The 16,631-nt window shown below is 44.5% G+C and carries 11 protein-coding genes; 8 read left to right on the plus strand and 3 right to left on the minus strand.

The window, feature by feature from the left end; all coding sequences use genetic code 11:
- Window positions 1–253: 253 nt before the first annotated feature.
- A complete protein-coding gene (locus ABR189_RS18970; protein ID WP_354662042.1) occupies window positions 254–2,296 on the plus strand; it encodes a sensor histidine kinase in 2,043 nt (680 codons plus the stop codon).
- Here the strand turns inward: ABR189_RS18970 and ABR189_RS18975 are convergent.
- Both ABR189_RS18975 and ABR189_RS18980 read right to left on the minus strand, forming a co-directional pair.
- The gene (locus ABR189_RS18975) at window positions 2,293–3,366 is read right to left on the minus strand and encodes a family 10 glycosylhydrolase (RefSeq protein WP_354662043.1); all 1,074 of its coding nucleotides are present in this window, start codon (window positions 3,364–3,366) and stop codon (window positions 2,293–2,295) included. The two genes, ABR189_RS18970 and ABR189_RS18975, sit on opposite strands and share 4 nt — an antisense overlap.
- A gap of 9 nt (window positions 3,367–3,375) precedes the next feature.
- The gene (locus ABR189_RS18980) at window positions 3,376–4,467 is read right to left on the minus strand and encodes a carbohydrate-binding family 9-like protein (protein WP_354662044.1); all 1,092 of its coding nucleotides are present in this window, start codon (window positions 4,465–4,467) and stop codon (window positions 3,376–3,378) included.
- Window positions 4,468–4,705: 238 nt separating this feature from the next.
- Here ABR189_RS18980 and ABR189_RS18985 point away from each other — a divergent pair, with 238 nt between their 5' ends.
- The 4 genes from ABR189_RS18985 to ABR189_RS19000 all read left to right on the plus strand — a co-directional run bounded on the left by ABR189_RS18985 (window position 4,706) and on the right by ABR189_RS19000 (window position 11,233).
- On the plus strand, window positions 4,706–5,251 hold the full coding sequence (locus ABR189_RS18985) for an RNA polymerase sigma factor (protein WP_354662045.1): 546 nt from the start codon (window positions 4,706–4,708) through the stop codon (window positions 5,249–5,251).
- Between the two features lie 120 nt (window positions 5,252–5,371).
- Window positions 5,372–6,394 (plus strand): FecR family protein, encoded by a 1,023-nt coding sequence (locus ABR189_RS18990; RefSeq protein ID WP_354662046.1) that lies wholly within the window; start codon window positions 5,372–5,374, stop codon window positions 6,392–6,394.
- Window positions 6,395–6,478: 84 nt separating this feature from the next.
- On the plus strand, window positions 6,479–9,640 hold the full coding sequence (locus ABR189_RS18995) for a SusC/RagA family TonB-linked outer membrane protein (protein WP_354662047.1): 3,162 nt from the start codon (window positions 6,479–6,481) through the stop codon (window positions 9,638–9,640).
- Between the two features lie 27 nt (window positions 9,641–9,667).
- Entirely contained in the window at window positions 9,668–11,233 is a 1,566-nt protein-coding gene (locus ABR189_RS19000; protein ID WP_354662048.1) for a RagB/SusD family nutrient uptake outer membrane protein, read from the plus strand.
- 206 nt (window positions 11,234–11,439) lie between these two features.
- On the opposite strand, the gene ABR189_RS19005 is transcribed toward ABR189_RS19000, so the two are convergent.
- Window positions 11,440–12,759 (minus strand): ATP-binding protein, encoded by a 1,320-nt coding sequence (locus tag ABR189_RS19005; protein ID WP_354662049.1) that lies wholly within the window; start codon window positions 12,757–12,759, stop codon window positions 11,440–11,442.
- Window positions 12,760–13,220: 461 nt separating this feature from the next.
- Between ABR189_RS19005 and ABR189_RS19010 the strand changes: the two genes are divergently transcribed.
- The 3 genes from ABR189_RS19010 to ABR189_RS19020 are packed head-to-tail and all read left to right on the plus strand — an operon-like array spanning window position 13,221 to window position 16,627.
- A complete protein-coding gene (locus ABR189_RS19010) occupies window positions 13,221–14,468 on the plus strand; it encodes an efflux RND transporter periplasmic adaptor subunit (RefSeq protein WP_354662051.1) in 1,248 nt (415 codons plus the stop codon).
- Between the two features lie 10 nt (window positions 14,469–14,478).
- On the plus strand, window positions 14,479–15,942 hold the full coding sequence (locus ABR189_RS19015; RefSeq protein WP_354662052.1) for a TolC family protein: 1,464 nt from the start codon (window positions 14,479–14,481) through the stop codon (window positions 15,940–15,942).
- 19 nt (window positions 15,943–15,961) lie between these two features.
- Entirely contained in the window at window positions 15,962–16,627 is a 666-nt protein-coding gene (locus ABR189_RS19020) for an ABC transporter ATP-binding protein (RefSeq protein ID WP_354662053.1), read from the plus strand.
- Window positions 16,628–16,631 lie beyond the last annotated feature (4 nt).

The following is a 16,631-nucleotide window of genomic DNA, read 5'->3' on the forward strand; positions in this document are numbered from 1 at the left end:
TTATTGTCGTAAAGTATTACGATAAATGAGTTATTTTACTATATGTGTATGGTTTCGTACCTTGCAGTGCCGGGTAAAACTGGGTATTAGTCTATAGTTATCAGACGTTCCACTAATGATAAGCTCCCGGAAGGTATTATAATGATTAACAAATAAATAACACCTTGGGTCACAGGATAGTAACGATTAACCATTTGGGTTATTGCAATATAAGTAAAAAAAGTTTTTTCTGTCGCACTTTTACCCTTTTTTAATGATGCTCAGAGCCATATTGTTGATATTTCTCCTCAGTACAACAACTTCCCTGTTTGCACAGACAATTATTGATATCAATAAATCCCCCTATGTAAATATTGGTAAGTCTACCGTTTATCTGGAAGATAAAACTACCGCACTTACGATCAGGGATATCGCGGGGGGAAAGTATGACCAGGATTTTGCTCAGGGCAAACAGGAGGTATACAATTGGGGTATTTCTAAAAGCGCCTATTGGATAAAATTGCAATACCGGGCAGAGCAGCAGCAGCATGTAGAATTGGTGATAGACCAGCCCAACATAGATAGCCTGGAAATATATGCACAGCTTGCAGCAGATAAATTTCATCGTATTGTTTCCGGAAATGCCAGACCAGATGCTACCAAAACTTTTAATACTACCAGCTATGTTTTTGCATTGCCGGTTATACCAGATACTATCCAGACGGTATATATCCGCGCACGTTCCGGTAATATCCTGGTGGTACCGGTGAAGCTGATGGAGGCCAGCCAGCTGAGTGAAGAGCTGGTCAAAAAATACACAATGGAGGCGATCTACATCGGCATTATTATCGCCTTGCTCCTGTTTACCATTACAATCTATTTTATCTTAAAAGATATCACCTACTTTTTTTACGGAGGGTATGTATTGTTCTTGGGGATATATGTAATACTATACCTTATGGGCTATAGCCACCTGTTAGGGGATACAGTAAGGTATTTTATAGTAAGATTTGCACATGCTTTCGCCTTAACAGGTTACATTTTTGCTATTTGTTTTGCACTTTCCTTTTTGGTGGCTCACCGATATATGCCCAGGATGATGCCTGTGATTTATGTGGTATTGGCCCTCTGTGGGGTAGGTGCCATTTGTAGTATGATAGGTCTTAGGGCTATCGCCGTGCAGCTGGTACAGATGATCGGCATTATTTTTCCGCTGTTGTTGCTTTATATGAGCGTGGTTATCTACCGGAAGGGCTTCTGGCCTGCCAGGTTTTATATTCCGGCATGGAGCGTAGTCCTGATATCCCTGGCTTATACCATTTTATGTTTCCAGGATATTTTCCCGATGACGGATACCACCTTTGTGGCGATTCCATATGGTTCTACGGTAGAGTTGTTCTTCCTGTCGTTTGCACTGGCCGACCGGATCCGGCAACTGAAAGATGAAAAACAAAAAGCGATAGAGAAAAACCTGATACTGGTGAGTGAGCAAAAAGCAACGCTTGAAAAAACAGTGGCGTTACGTACCGGAGAATTGAATGATACCCTGACTGAATTAAGGGCCAGCAATGCCATCAAAGATAAGCTGTTCAGTATGGTTACCCACGATGTGAGAAGCCCGGTAGGTAATCTGTACAATATGATCAGTATGGTGGAGAGCAAGGTGATGTCGAAGGAAGAGTTCAGTGAATTACTACCGGTAATAAAAGAAGATACAGCGGGCTTGCTGAATAATCTTACCAACTTGCTAAGATGGGCTTCGGGGCAAATTACCAATGCGGTGTTCAGACCGGAAATAGTACCGTTGCGCCAGTTTTTTGAAGCACAGATGGACATGTACAAGTACCTGGCTACCGTGAAAAAGATTGACATCAGGATGGCATGTGATGAAGAAATAGTAGTTTATTCAGACCCCAATTACTTATCTGTAGTATACCGTAACCTGATAGACAATGCGATTAAATTCACTCCTCAGGGAGGAGTAATGGAAATGGGGTGCTATGTAGTGAATGGAATGTACCTGTTATACCTCCGCAATTCAGGCACGCAGCTATCGCAGGAAAAGATAGACCAGATACTACATAGTAATAAGGTGGAAACGGATGCTGAGAGCGAGCATAGTACAGGTTTAGGTTTACAGCTATGTAAAGAGTTCCTGCGGAGGATGGGCAGTTATTTATTAATAAAAAATGAGCAGGCGGGTGGTGTCCGGTTCTATTTTATGTTACCTGTTCCGGCCCCGGCAGTAACAGCAGAAAAGGGCAATCACCTGTTACCGCAATTGCCCTTTGGAGAAGATAATGCCAACAGCCGTTAGCTGCTGGCTAAGATATTCAATACTTCAGGTGTTACCTTGCCAAACAGGGATACACCTGCGGCACCATTCTTTAATGCCAGTTGTATACCTTCCTTCAGATCAGCTTCGCTGCCATGAAAGTCGGGCAGATAAAGCCCTGCATATAGCGGGAAGCTGCCATGCAATCCTTTCACGCCTTCTGCTACTGCATCTCCTATCCAGCTTACATTTTCCCGGTAAAAGCCATGGTAGATCATCGGACATACCGCACTCAGGTTCCAGTTGGTCCAGTCCTGCCGTACAATCCGTTTGGCAATTTCAGGGGTCGGGAATACCGCTGCGGTAATTGCTTTTTGATGTTGCTGTGCTACTTGGGCAAGCGTATTTACTACATGGGTAATACGGTCATAGCGGAATTTACGCCAGGAAGGGCTTTGGTCTGGATGTTCTATTTCCAGTGGGTCTACACCTTTAAGCGCTTTATAGTCCTTACGGCAGGTTTCACAATAACAGAAATCATATTGTGGCAATTCCTGGGACTGATCAATTCCATAGTTGCTCCATAAATTCACGGGCAGTATCACATCACAATACCTTACATAGTCAAGGTGGATCCCATCTACATAGTCTTTGGCCAGGATCTGCTGCACCTGTGCTTTCAGGTATTCCAGTACTTCCGGTTTGCTGGGGCAAAGCCAGCGGTAATAGTTGACATAGGGCGGATGATCAGCGCAGGATTCACCTTTCCTGTTTTTGGCATACCATTCCGGGTGGCTTTGTAATAGTTCTTTCTCACCACGATTCATCGTCCACATCCAGCGGTGGGCTTCCAGCCCGTTTTGTTTGGCTGCACGAAAATGTTTTTCGCTATCGGCTTCAAAGAAGATTCCGCCAATACCTGCTTTTTTATAGCTGGCATAAAGTTTTTGCAGGGCAGCAGGGGTATCTTTCGGATCAGGATTGATCCACACACGGTGCTTACCTCCTGTTTGCCGGGGCAGCAGTGGTGGCATGGCCATAGCAGGCAGGGTGGGTTTCAGTAACGCCAGACTGCCTACTCCCAATGTTTTTAGAAAGTTGCGTTTATTCATAAGGTTATTTTATAGTGATGGTTTGCCGGGAAATACCTTGCCTTCCTGGTTTATTTGCCATATGTTTTTTAAGGATCCTCCGTTAACAGCTGCTTTGAATTGTGTAGAAATACTTTCCAGCTCAAGGGAATATACCTTTCCATTTTCAGCGGTCACTTTTTCCGGAATACCCAGTGCGGCAAGTGTGGTAGCATAGTGTTTGTTTTTTTGCCGGTACTCCCGTTGTTTGTAATAGATCAGCCATAAGTAGTTTTTTGCCGTGGCAGATTCCGGTAGTTGAAACGCTGCTGGTGCGCTCCCCGGAGGCTGTGTGGAAAACTGCAGGTAGCCCCATCTTTCAGGTGCATGCATATTGATAGTGCCCTGGGGAGACCATACCCAGTTGTGCTCTGGTAATGGCCGCCCGTTTGCATGCCGGCGCTTTACGTACGTGCCGTTTTTGATATCGGTATCCCATTGTACCCGTGAAAAATTGATGCGCCAGATGCTGTTGTTTTGTGGTATACCAGGGCCGTTAAAAAAGCGAACGGCATGAATAGGGATCGCCATTTCTACCGTCCATCGCTGATCTTTGTCGTTAGGTTGGTTCAGTGTACCCGTTACATGCACTGCCGTGCGGAGCCCTTTGGTATCCCAGGTGAGCAATGCCCTGCCCCCATCCCGGTAGGGTTTGGGCATAAACAGGTCCATTACGGTATTATGTGCATTGATCTCTATTTCAAAATATTCATGGGCATCTCCGTCAGGATCAAGAAATACTTCAAAGTCATTATCCTGGAAAATAATGGTATCATGCTGATGGAGGGTGGCCCATACATGCGGTTCTTCCAGTTCAGCGGCAATGTAGAGGTATTGTGTATTCCATAGCATTTTTACGCGGGTGGCATGCGTGGGCCGGGGCTGCAGATCTCCTTCAATATCCACAAAGTCCTCACTCCATTGAGCCAGTTGCCAGGCTTTTTCCGTTAATTTTCCATCTATGGTTAAGCTATCTGTTGTTTGATAACATATGTAATTCCTGGGAAGTGTAAAATGTGGCTTAAAAGCGTCGAATAATGTTTGTGCCTGCAAAGCTGATCCCGAAACACACCAGACCAACATCGTCAAAATATTATAAATCCATCTCATAAGGGCGATAAAATAATACAATTATCTTAAAAGGCGGTTCCATCCATGTAAAAAGTAGCTATAAAGATATCCTGTACGTCTGCACAGGGTATCAGCGGATTTTAATGTAGAAAGGGTGCTGTCTGCTTTTTAATAAAATGTTACCAAGTTTGGATACACATTTTTAAACCGGGCATTTTTATTAATTTGCCATTTGATCAAGCTAGGGGGAATGCCTGACATTTTACAATTACAGTCTGGAAATAAGGCCGCATTCGAGGAAGTATACTGGGAGTACCATGCCCGGGTATATTCCTTTATGTGGCGTTATGTGCGGGATGCAGCGCAATGTGAGGAGCTGGTACAGGAAGTATTTGTAAAACTATGGGCCAGCCGCCAGCACTTAAATGAGTATATCCCTTTTACCACCCAGTTGTTCCAGGTAGCTAAAACTGTTTTTATCGATTATCACCGGCGTAGCAGCCGGCGTATCCGGTATGTAGATATGAGCGCCACTATTCCGGAAGAACCGGTAGTACAGCCAGGAGTGAGAGATATAGCGCTGATGCAGCATATTTCTTCAGCCATCGACCGCCTGCCGCCTGTATGCCGGGAGGTATTCCGCCTGGGTAAAATACAGGGACTCTCCTACCCTGAAATAGCGCGACAGCTTTCTATTTCCCCAAAAACAGTGGAGGGGCATATGTCTAAAGCCCTGAAATTCCTGCGTCACCGTCTGGGAGGACTGATGCAGGTGTTCCTGCTATTGCTGTACTGATCGCTTTGAGAGGGCCGTTCACTCCCTCTTTTTCCTGCCGTACCCTTCTTTTCCAACTATTTATAAAATATTTTCACCGGAGCAAGGGTGTTTTGATTCCTGTACGTATAACTATAACATATGCCCATTTTAAAAGAACAGATAGCACGTTATCTGGCAGGTAATTGCCAGGAGGAAGAACACCAGCGGATAGCTGCCCACCTGCAGCAACATCCGGAGGAGCTGGAGCAATTCCTGGATGAGCAGGGATGGGGAGCGGAAATGACAATACCGGAGGAGCAATCCCTTCGTATGCTGGCAGGTATTCAACGAAAGACAGGCAAAATAAGAAAGGGCATTATATGGACAAGTGTGGCTGCTGCAGCTATAGCTGGGGCTCTTGCATTAGGCTGGTATACTTATGAAAGGGAAGTACCGCCTGCTGCATTACCAGTGGCGCAGGTGCCTGTAATTCAGCAGCGCCCTGCGTTTAATGAGGTAGGCGTGTTCCAGCAGGCGGATAGCGTAGTATTATTGCCGGATGGCTCCCGGGCTACTTTACGCAGGAATACCGTGATCCGCTATGATACTGCTTTTGACAGAGGTAATCGTGCCCTGCATTTACAGGGGGAAGCAGTATTTGATGTTGTAAAGCGGGCTGCATTGCCCTTTACGGTATACAGCGGGCAGGTAAGTACTACCGCTTTGGGTACAGTGTTTATGGTGAGTGCCTGGAAGCATACACATCAGGTAAAGGTGCGGCTGATGAGCGGAAAGGTAGTGGTAAAAACAAACGGGCAGCGGAGTACCTATCTGCGGCCGGGTCAGGAGCTGGCCTGGAATGAGGAACAGCAGGATATGAACGTATATGTATATGGACAAAAACCAAAGCTGCCTGTTGTAAAAGCAACAGTGGCCGGCACTACAGTACATATTACAGATGGGCATATAGAATTTGTGAAATGTCCGGTAGAAGAGGTATTCAGTGTGCTGCGGAAAGAATACGGGATCACTATTACAGCCAACGCTGCGGACCTGAAAGGTTGTTTCTTTAGTGGAGCACTTTCCGGCCCGGGCGAAGTAAATGATATCATCGAAACCATTGCAACATTAAATCAGTTAGCGGTTATGCAGGATGAAACCGGCTATCATATAAGTAAGTAATCCAATTTTTACAGGCACCAACGGACAACAGTTATTCATGCAAAGGTGAATAGCATGGCAATGCTTTGTCGCAAAACAAACGTTATGATTAGATTTTCAAAACAGCTGCTGAGTCGCTGTAGCTGGCTTTTTGCCGCCTTATGGCTACTGTCGCTAACGGCCAATGCACAAAACACCGGAGGAACGATTACTGGTGTAGTGAAAAATGAGAAGGGCGAAACCTTACCGGGGGTAACGGTGGGTATTATTAATGCAGATTCTACTTTTCGTAAAGGACAGGTAACAGACGGTCAGGGCGTTTTCCTGATCACTGATATTCCGGCAGGTGGTCCTTACACTATTTCCTTTACCTCTATTGGGTATAATAAACACCAATTGAAAGATTACCGCCTGGCAGCAGGTGAAAAAGTATCCCTCCTGATCAGACTGAAAGAATCTGCTACAGAACTGAACCAGCTGGTGGTGATTGGTTATGGTACACAAAAGAAAAGTAATGTGTCTACCTCTATTGCTACAGTAGGAAGTGAATTTATTGGTAAACAATCGATCCTGCGGGTAGAACAGGCTTTACAGGGTAGCGCGCCTGGCGTACTCGTATTGAGCCCTTCCGGACAGCCAGGTGAAAAGCCGATGATCCGTATCCGTGGTACTGGTACCAATAAAAACCCGGACCCGTTATACATCGTAGATGGATTTCCGGTGAATGATATTGAATATCTCAATCCGAATGATATTGAACGGATGGATGTACTGAAAGATGCGGCTTCTGCGGCTATTTATGGTGCCAGAGGTGCTAACGGTGTGGTATTGATCACTACTAAAAGCGGTAAAAAAGGCCCTGCAAGAATCAGCTACGATGGATATTATGGTATACAGAATGCCTGGCGCAAAGTACCCGTATTGAATGGTACGGAATATGCAGAGATGATGAATGAAGGTGCGAGAAATGCCAATCAGGCCGAACCTTTTACCAACCCGTCACAGTATGGCAAAGGCACCAACTGGCAGGATGCTACTTTTCAGAAAAATGCGCCTATCACCAGTCATAATGTTGCAGTAAGCGGTGGTAATGAAAACTCCACCTACTTTACATCCTTCTCTTATTTTGGACAACAGGGTATCGTGGGTGGCGACAGATCACAGTTTGAACGTTATACCATCCGCCTGAACGGGGACCAGAAAGTAAAGGATTTCTTACGTATAGGCGTAAGTTTAAGTTACATGAACACTTCCAGCAGGGGGATCAACAGTAATGCCGACTATGGTGGCGTACTGAATAACAGTATCAACCTGGACCCGCTTACACCGGTATATGAAACCGATCCTGATAAATTAAATAACCCGGTGCTGTACCCTGCTAATGCGGTAAGAAATGGTAACCAGATATATGGTATTTCTTCTATCATCACGGATGGTCCTACCAACCCGCTGGCAGCAATGGCACTTGCCAACAGCAAGAACAAAAACGATAAAATATTGGGTAATGCCTATGGCGAAGTAGATATCTGGAAGGGATTAAAATTCCGTTCATCGCTGGGTATTGAAGTAAACAATTACAGCAGTAGCAGCTTTACTCCAGGGCACTACCTGAACAGTGCTACCAAAACAGATATCAGCCTGGTAGGAAAAGGTTTTTCCCGCCGCTATACCTGGCAGGTGGAAAATGTATTGTCTTACAACCGCACTTTCGACAAACATAATGTACAGGCCTTATTAGGACATACCGCTTTGAAGTCTTCTTTCGAGAACCTGGGTGGTTCCCGTCCTGACCTGATCACCAGCGATCCTAATATGGCTTATATTGACCTGGCTACCAACGAAACCCTGAATAAGGTAAATGGTGGTGCAGATGTAAGATCACTGCTGTCTTATTTTGGCAGGATCGCCTATGATTATGACGGCAAATACCTGCTGTCCGGAACATTACGCCGCGATGGATCTTCCCGCTTTGGCCGTAATAACCCCTTCGCTACTTTCCCTTCTGTATCTGCAGGCTGGGTAGTATCCAGAGAAGGTTTCTTTGAGTCCAATACCGTGACTTTCCTGAAGCTGCGTGGCTCCTGGGGGCAGAATGGTAACGAAAATATCGGTGATAACTCCTTCCCCTGGGCTGCAGGCATGGTGCTGGGCAACGGATATACGTTTATCCAGCCTACCGGTGAAGAATACTATTTAAACGGAGTAGCCTCCGGGGCAGTACCTAACCCTAACCTGAAATGGGAAACTTCCGAACAAACAAACTTCGGGGTAGACGTGGAACTGTGGAAAGGAAAACTCGCATTTACAGCAGATTATTATAACAAAAAGACAATCGGCCTGTTGTTCAACCCTCCTATTATGGCTATCGTAGGTAACCCTTCCCCTTATGTAAATGGTGGATCTGTTTCTAATAAAGGAGTAGAATTAGGTATTACCTATAAGAACCAGGTAAATAATGACCTGAGCTTTAATGTAACGGTGAATGGCGCTTACAATAAGAACAACGTAATAGATATTAACAATGCTGCCAAGGCAGTAGCTGGTGCCGGATATATCGGTGCCGGTGCGGTAACCAGAATGCAGATCGGTAATCCTATCGGTTACTTATGGGGATACAAAACAGATGGTATCTTCCAGAATCAGCAGGAAATAGATGAGTATACCAAAGACGGTAAAAAGATACAGCCTAAGGCTGTACCTGGTGACCTGAAATTTGTAGACCTGAATGGGGATGGTAAACTGGATAATAACGATAAAACCATCATTGGTGATCCTAACCCGGATGTAACCGCTGGTATCAACCTGAATGTGACGTACAAACAATTTGACTTCAGCATGTTTGCTGTGGGAATGTTTGGTCATCAGTTGCTGAACGGACTATACCGCTACGATATCAAAATGGCTAATATGCCACGCCAGTTCCTCGACAGGTGGACAGAAGAAGGTTCTGATGCTAAGTTCCCCCGCTTTACGTTTGCGGATAACAATGGCAACCACAACAATGTATCTGATGTATATATAGAGAATGCCAGCTATGTGCGTATCAAGAATATCCAGATCGGTTATACGTTTCCGGAAGCACTGGTAAAGAAAGCAAAGCTGAATAACCTGCGCGTATATGTAGCGGCAGATAATCCTTTCACCTTTACCAAATACACTGGTTTTGATCCTGAAATTGGTGCACGTGATGCGCTCAATTTAGGGATAGACCACGGGGTATATCCGCAGGCAAGAGCTTTCCGGGTAGGTGTAAATGTTAACTTATAATCATTGGTCACAGTAAACGTTTAAAGTATGAACAAGAGATATCGCTATATAAAACACGTATGTGTATCGCTATTACTGGTTACGGCCGGGTGTAGCAAGTCTTTCCTTGAGCTGGATCCACCATCGCAGATTGTTGAGAGCAACTTTTTCCGTAATGAAAAGGAAGCTAATCAGGCATTGGCCGGTGTATATCATGTGTTGCAATGGGGCCAGTGGATGGGTTTTCACCCCAGCCATTGCTGGAGTGAAGCTGCTTCTGATGATGCCTATTCCGGTGGTGGTAGTCAGAGTGATGGGGTAGGTATCAAAGCATTGGACCAGTTCCGTATCGTAACCATTGGTGACCAGACCTATCGTGGGTTATGGTCTATCTATTACGCCGGTATTGCACGTGCGAATGTATACCTGGATAAAATTAACAGTGTAAGTGCATCAGACGAATTCAAAAAGATCACTACTGCGGAAGCTAAGTTTTTACGGGCCTATTTTTACTTTGAGCTGGTACGCTGGTATGAAAACGTACCGTTGGTTACAGCACCATTGGTAGATGCTAGCCAGTACAACCAGCCACAGGCAAAACCGGAAGCGGTATTCAATCAGATCGCTAAAGACCTGGAAGATGCAATGGCAGACTTGCCTAAGAAAAGCCAGCGTCAAACCGGGGGACATGTTACCCATTGGGGTGCCAAAGCTTTGATGGCCAGGGTATACCTGTTTAACAAGGGTGTATACAACCGCGATCTGCAGGCAGGTGAAAAGGTGATCAATAAAACAATAGCCCGTGCTTACCTGGAAGATGTGATCAATAACGGTGGCTTTAAACTGGTAGACAACTTTGCTGACATCTGGAGAAAAGCCTATGAATTTAATACCGAGTCGGTATTTGAAATTGATTTCAGTGGGTTGATTACCGTGAGCAATGTAAATGATCAGCGTGCTGGCCAGGGTAACTTCAGTGTGCACATGTTTGCTCCAAGAGGGATTAATGATCCGGTATTTACAGCTGGCTGGAGCTATGGCACTATTACCCAGTCGCTGTATGAAGAATTTGAAGTGGACGATCCCCGCAGGGATGAAACGATCCTGTATGGCAGCGCCTTCTCTTCTATTGCTAAAAGCTGGCAGTATACCGGTTATTTCAATAAAAAGTACAGCACTCACCAGGAATATAAAGCTGGTGCCAATAGTGATGCTAACTGGGGTAATAACTACCGCTCCATCCGTTATTCAGATGTACTGCTTATGGCGGCTGAACTCTGGCTGGGCGATGACCAGGGCAAAGCGAATGGTTACCTGAAAGAAGTAAGAGATCGTGTGAAGATGCCGGTGGCTACTGCTACTACCGAAAGCATCCGTCACGAACGCCGTGTAGAACTGGCAGGTGAAGGTATCCGCTACTGGGATTTGCTGCGCTATGGACTACCATATGCTAAACAGCAGATAGATGCTTCCAGTAAAAGAGGTCCGGACTATGATGGCGATCAAAGCCGCTTCACCATGGACTGGGATGTATCTAAACGTGGCAGATTACCCATCCCGCAACAGGAAGTGGATATTGCCAATGGAGTATTAATCCAGAACGAAGGGTATTAGAAAATAGCAGCAAGTACTCCCAATGTTTTCCTGTTCTTTGACTATTGAAGGGAAAATATTGGGAGTTTTGTTATGTATTGAGTAGAATACGTAAGAAGTAATGATCTAAAACCTTATCTGATATTTAGAGGAAAGTTGATTATAGCATTATCAGGGTGCAATAAATGTGCAATTATTGTGCAATGTGTGCAATTATTGTGCAATGCTTACCCAATTATATAGAAAGCTCCTACGCCTTTAGCACCACTTGACTTTAAGATGTTTAATTGGGTTAATTCCCTTAGGTCAGCACTTGCCGTATTCCTCGAAACATTAAATAGCTCCTGGTACTTCTTATTGGTGACCTTTTCATTTTGCATTACATAAAGAACAGCTTTCACCTGACGTTCATTCAATCCCATTTTTTTTAGGCCTGGTTCATTATAATGATTTTTGAAAAGTGTTACTTGAATGCCGCCATCCTGCTCGATAATTTCAGGCTCAGGTAACCCTGCTTCTTTACAGGATTGTAAAATCTTAAGCGTGCCACGCCCCCACGCATCAATATAGCCGCCTTTAAAACATGCGTCTGCAATTAAAGGATTCCGTGGACGGGAAGGATGCTGCCGTTTAAGTGCATCGAGTGATAAACCTTGAGGTAATAATCCCTCGTTCCAGCTACTAAAACGGTTGTCATACATTCTGATTTGAATGGCACCACCTGTATAGTTTCGGTGAACCAGTGCATTTAACAACATTTCCCGTAAGGCCGCCACGGGGTACTCCCCTTTCTCAATGCGTAATAAACCTTCGAAATTTACGGCCTTTATGAAAAATTTCTTATTCAGTATATCCTCAACCTCATGTAAAATATGTATTAAGCATCCTTCAGTTGTTTCCTGAAATTTCAGATCATCATGAGAAGTACCAAAGCGCCCCATTTTTAGTACCATATTAGGATAGAAGCGTCCAGGATCTTTTCCAAACAGAATAATAGCGGCACGTTTTATTTTTCCTTCTTTGGTAAGCCGTAGTTTTTCTAATAATTCAGCTATTGTAAGCCCTTCCAGATTACGTAAGCGTCCGCTTTTTTCGACCGCTTTAAGGTAGAGGTCAACTGCATGAGGATCAATATCATTAATAGTCGCAGAAGACTCAACCACATCATCCCAGCTTTTACCCGTTTTTTGTAGCAAAAATTCTACTAAAGCATTACCTTTTAATTCTTGTTTAGTGCTGCCACTACGGGTATAATAAATGCCCCTTAATGAAATAGGAACAACATAAGGTGGGGTAATTACTTCAAGGTAGTATAATCCTCTCCTTTCATGAAGATTCACTTCCACTATAATGCCTAAAATATCACGGATTTTATTAGGTAAATCTTCCATCAGTTTTTTATAATCGGAAATACCTACAACTTTACCATTGTCGTCTTTTCCAATATAAATAGTACCACCTTGACTATTGGCAAAACCAACTATCCATTTCAGGTAATCGTCATGCCAACTTTGTTTGTACTCAATGTTTTGGTGCTCTGCCATCATGTAGAAAAATAGGGTTAAAAAACATTCATATTGTGGGCTAAAAAATATTATGCCTGGTATCAAGATCAGGTATCTTGCACTATTAAAAACTAATTTCGTTAAATTTTCTCACATATGTAGCAGCAGTTTGTAAGATACAGACCTTAATCGCTGTGTGGTAAATTATCCTACTTAACATAACGTTAGTGCCCTTATCCTGCCTTTTGCCAGGGCTTTGCCTGAGAGTATCCAGCCTTCAAATAAAAGCTTTGAGCCATGAGCAAATTGCAGCGAAAAAGCAACATTCTTCTCCGCTATCCATCATTCGCTGCATTTAAGCTAGCAGCTCATACCTCATCCCATTTCCGGAAATTTTGTCCGGAACCGAACAAAAACAGAAAGCTGTTTTCCTGTAAATTCTTGATAGGCAGGTAATTGTGTTTGGCATTGCTATTGGAACATTCCTGGTCTAAAATGAAAACATGGACAAGGAATTACCAGCGGCAATGGTATCACAGAAAAGAAGAAAGCTACTGGGCATTTTAGTGCTGGTGATGCTCTTGCTGGTTGCTGCTATCTATACCATGCGTTATGTGCTGTCCCCTGCCTTAAAACGGGCTAATATCATCACTGCAGTGGCAGAGAAAGGTGACGTGGAAAATACGATTAACGCCTCCGGAGAAGTATTGCCTGAATTTGAAGAGGTGATCACCAGTCCTATTAACGCTGCTATTCAGCAGGTGGTGATGGATGCCGGCAGTAAAGTAACTGCCGGACAATCTATCCTGAAACTGGATAAAGCGGCTACACAAACGGAGTACGACAGAGGAAAATTTCAGCTGGAATCAAAACATAACGATATTAAGAAGCTCAGGCTGGAGCTGGATAAAAGTTATTTTGACCTGCAATCCAGCAATGAGGTAAAGCAGTTGCGTATCAACAGTTTGCTGGCAGATGTGGAAAACGCAAAACGATTATTCAAAGCTGGTGGAGGTACCAGGGAGGATATAGAAAAAGCAGAACTGGAATTGAAAGTGGCACAGCTGGAAAAGAAACAATTGGAAAACCAGCTTAAAAGCAAGCAGCAATCCATGCAGGTGGAAATGCGGGAATCCGAGATTACGGCAGCTATACAGGCCAACGAACTACATGCCCTGGAAAGGAAACTGCAGCAGGCCAGCGTGGTGTCCAGCCGGGAAGGAGTAGTAACCTGGGTAAATAAGAATATTGGCGCTACCATCCGCGAAGGTGATGCGCTGGCACGTATTGCAGACCTGGGGAGCTATAAAGTAACAGGTAGCATTTCGGATACTTATATGGACCAGCTGCACAATGGGATGCCCGCTATTATACGTATCAATGAAACCAGCCTCCGTGGCACCATTACCAATATCTATCCTGCCGTACAGAATGGCATCGCCACCTTTGATATCAAACTCAATGAACAATCACATAAGCTGTTGCGGCCAAATATGAAAGTGGAAGTATTCCTGGTTACTGCTGCCCGTAATAATGTGGTCCGGGTGGCAAATGGTAATGGATTTAAAGGCACCCCTGTACAAGACGTTTTTGTAGTGAAAGATAATAAAGCTATCCGCAGAACTGTACAGATAGGAATGAGCAACTTCGACTATGTGGAATTAAAAGACCAGATTAATCCGGGCGATGTGGTGATCATAAGTGATATGAGCGCCTATAAACACGCCAAAGAAATAACGATTAACAACTAACCCGGCTGGTATGAAAAACAGGATCTTTTTACTGCTGATATCAGTACTGGCAACGGGGATGGTGCATAGCCAGGCTACAGGTGATACCATGACCTTATCCCTGCCACAGGTAGTGGAAATGGCCAAAGCGCGGTCTATTGCCTCTAAACAGGCTGCTACGGTTAAAACCACCCGGTATTGGGAATGGCGTACCTACCGCTCTAACTATCAGCCACAGCTGGCTCTGAATGGGGTGCTGCCAGGGTATAGTAAAACCTATCAGCAGGTACAGCAACCCAATGGTACTATTGCCTTTGAACCGGTGCACAATAACAATTCTTCTCTCGACCTTTCTTTCAGCCAAAGCATTGCGCAAACGGGAGGATATGTATATGGTGCCACTCAGCTACAACGTTTTGATGACTTTGACAGAAAGAATACGATCTATAACGGGGTACCTTACACGATTGGATATAGCCAGCCCTTGTTTCAATTCAACAGCCTGAAATGGGACAGGAAAATTGAACCATTGAAGTATAATGAAAGCAAACAGGAATATATTGCTGCTATGGAGCAGATTGCTATCAAGGTAAGCGGTTATTTCTTTGACCTGCTCCTGGCACAGGTAAACCTGCAGATTGCTACTGCTAATCTTAACAATACTAACCAGATACAGCAGATCGCAGCAGAGAAGTTTGCCCTGGGAAAAATTGCCAGGAATGAAATACTGCAGTTGCAGCTGGAAAAACTAAAAGCGCAGAAGTCGGTGGGCACTGCCAAACGCGATATGGAAATCGCTACGCTCAACCTGCGCGCTTTTACCGGACTGCAGCACGCTGATAAGATAGCATTAACCCTCCCGCCAGCCAGCATTGAGATGGAGGTAACGGCCGACAAGGTGCTGGAACAGGCCTATCAGAATAATACCAACGCAATTGCTTTTGTCCGGAAGGTACTGGAAGCTAAAAGAGATGTGGCACAGGCAAGGGGAAAGAATGGGCTGAATGCTGCACTAACGGCCAACCTGGGTTTCTCCAAAAGTGCACCCAGCATCCCTAAAGTATATGAATCGCCGCAAAATCAGCAACTCTTGAAACTGGAGTTCAGTATTCCTATATTGGACTGGGGACGATCTAAATCGAGAGTCAAAACAGCAGAAGCAAACCTGCAGTTTGCCGAATATGCAGTGGAACAGGATAAACAAAACTTCTCGCAGGAAGTTATTACACAGGTAACCCTGTTTGATATGATGAAAGACCAGGTAAGCCTGAGTGCAGTGGCAGATAGTATTGCTTCAGAAAAATACCAGATTGCGCAGGACAGGTATGTACTGGGTAATTTAAGTATCACCGATCTGAGTATTGCCTTCCAGGAAAAAGACCAGGCCAAAAGAGATTATGTAGCAGCATTGCGCGATTTCTGGGGGGCATATTATCAGCTACGCTATTTATCATTATACGATTTTGAACACAACCAAAAGATCACTTATCGATAATCCATTTTAAAACAACCATATGATACGTTTGCAAAACATAGAAAAAGTATACCGCACAGACACGGTGGAAACACTGGCGCTGAACAGTATCAGCCTGGATATTGCCAAAGGGGAATTTCTTTCCATCATGGGTCCGTCTGGCTGTGGGAAGAGTACCCTGCTCAATATTATGGGACTGCTGGATATACCTACCAAAGGAGATATACGTATTGCGGATAGTGCTACCAATCATTTGTCCGACAAGGAAATGGCACACTTCAGGAACAGGAAGATCGGCTTCATCTTTCAAAGTTATCACCTGATCAATGATCTTAAGGTGTTGGATAATGTAGAGCTGCCCTTATTATACCGGAAAGCATCTGCAGGAGAACGGAAAAAACTGGCGGGTGAGGCGCTGGAAAAAGTAGGACTGAGCAACCGTATGAAACATTTTCCTACCCAGCTCTCCGGTGGTCAGAAACAACGGGTCGCCATTGCCAGGGCTATCGTGGGCAAGCCGGAAATTATCCTGGCGGATGAACCTACGGGCAACCTGGACAGCGCCATGGGCAATGAGATCATGGAAATCCTGATGCAGCTCAACCGCACAGAAGGTACTACCATCATCATGGTTACGCATGATGAGCATATGGCTAAACAAACCCACCGCCTGGTACGTCTTTTTGATGGTGCTCAGGTACAGTAATATT

Source organism: Chitinophaga sp. H8, from assembly GCF_040567655.1.
GTDB lineage: Bacteria > Bacteroidota > Bacteroidia > Chitinophagales > Chitinophagaceae > Chitinophaga > Chitinophaga defluvii.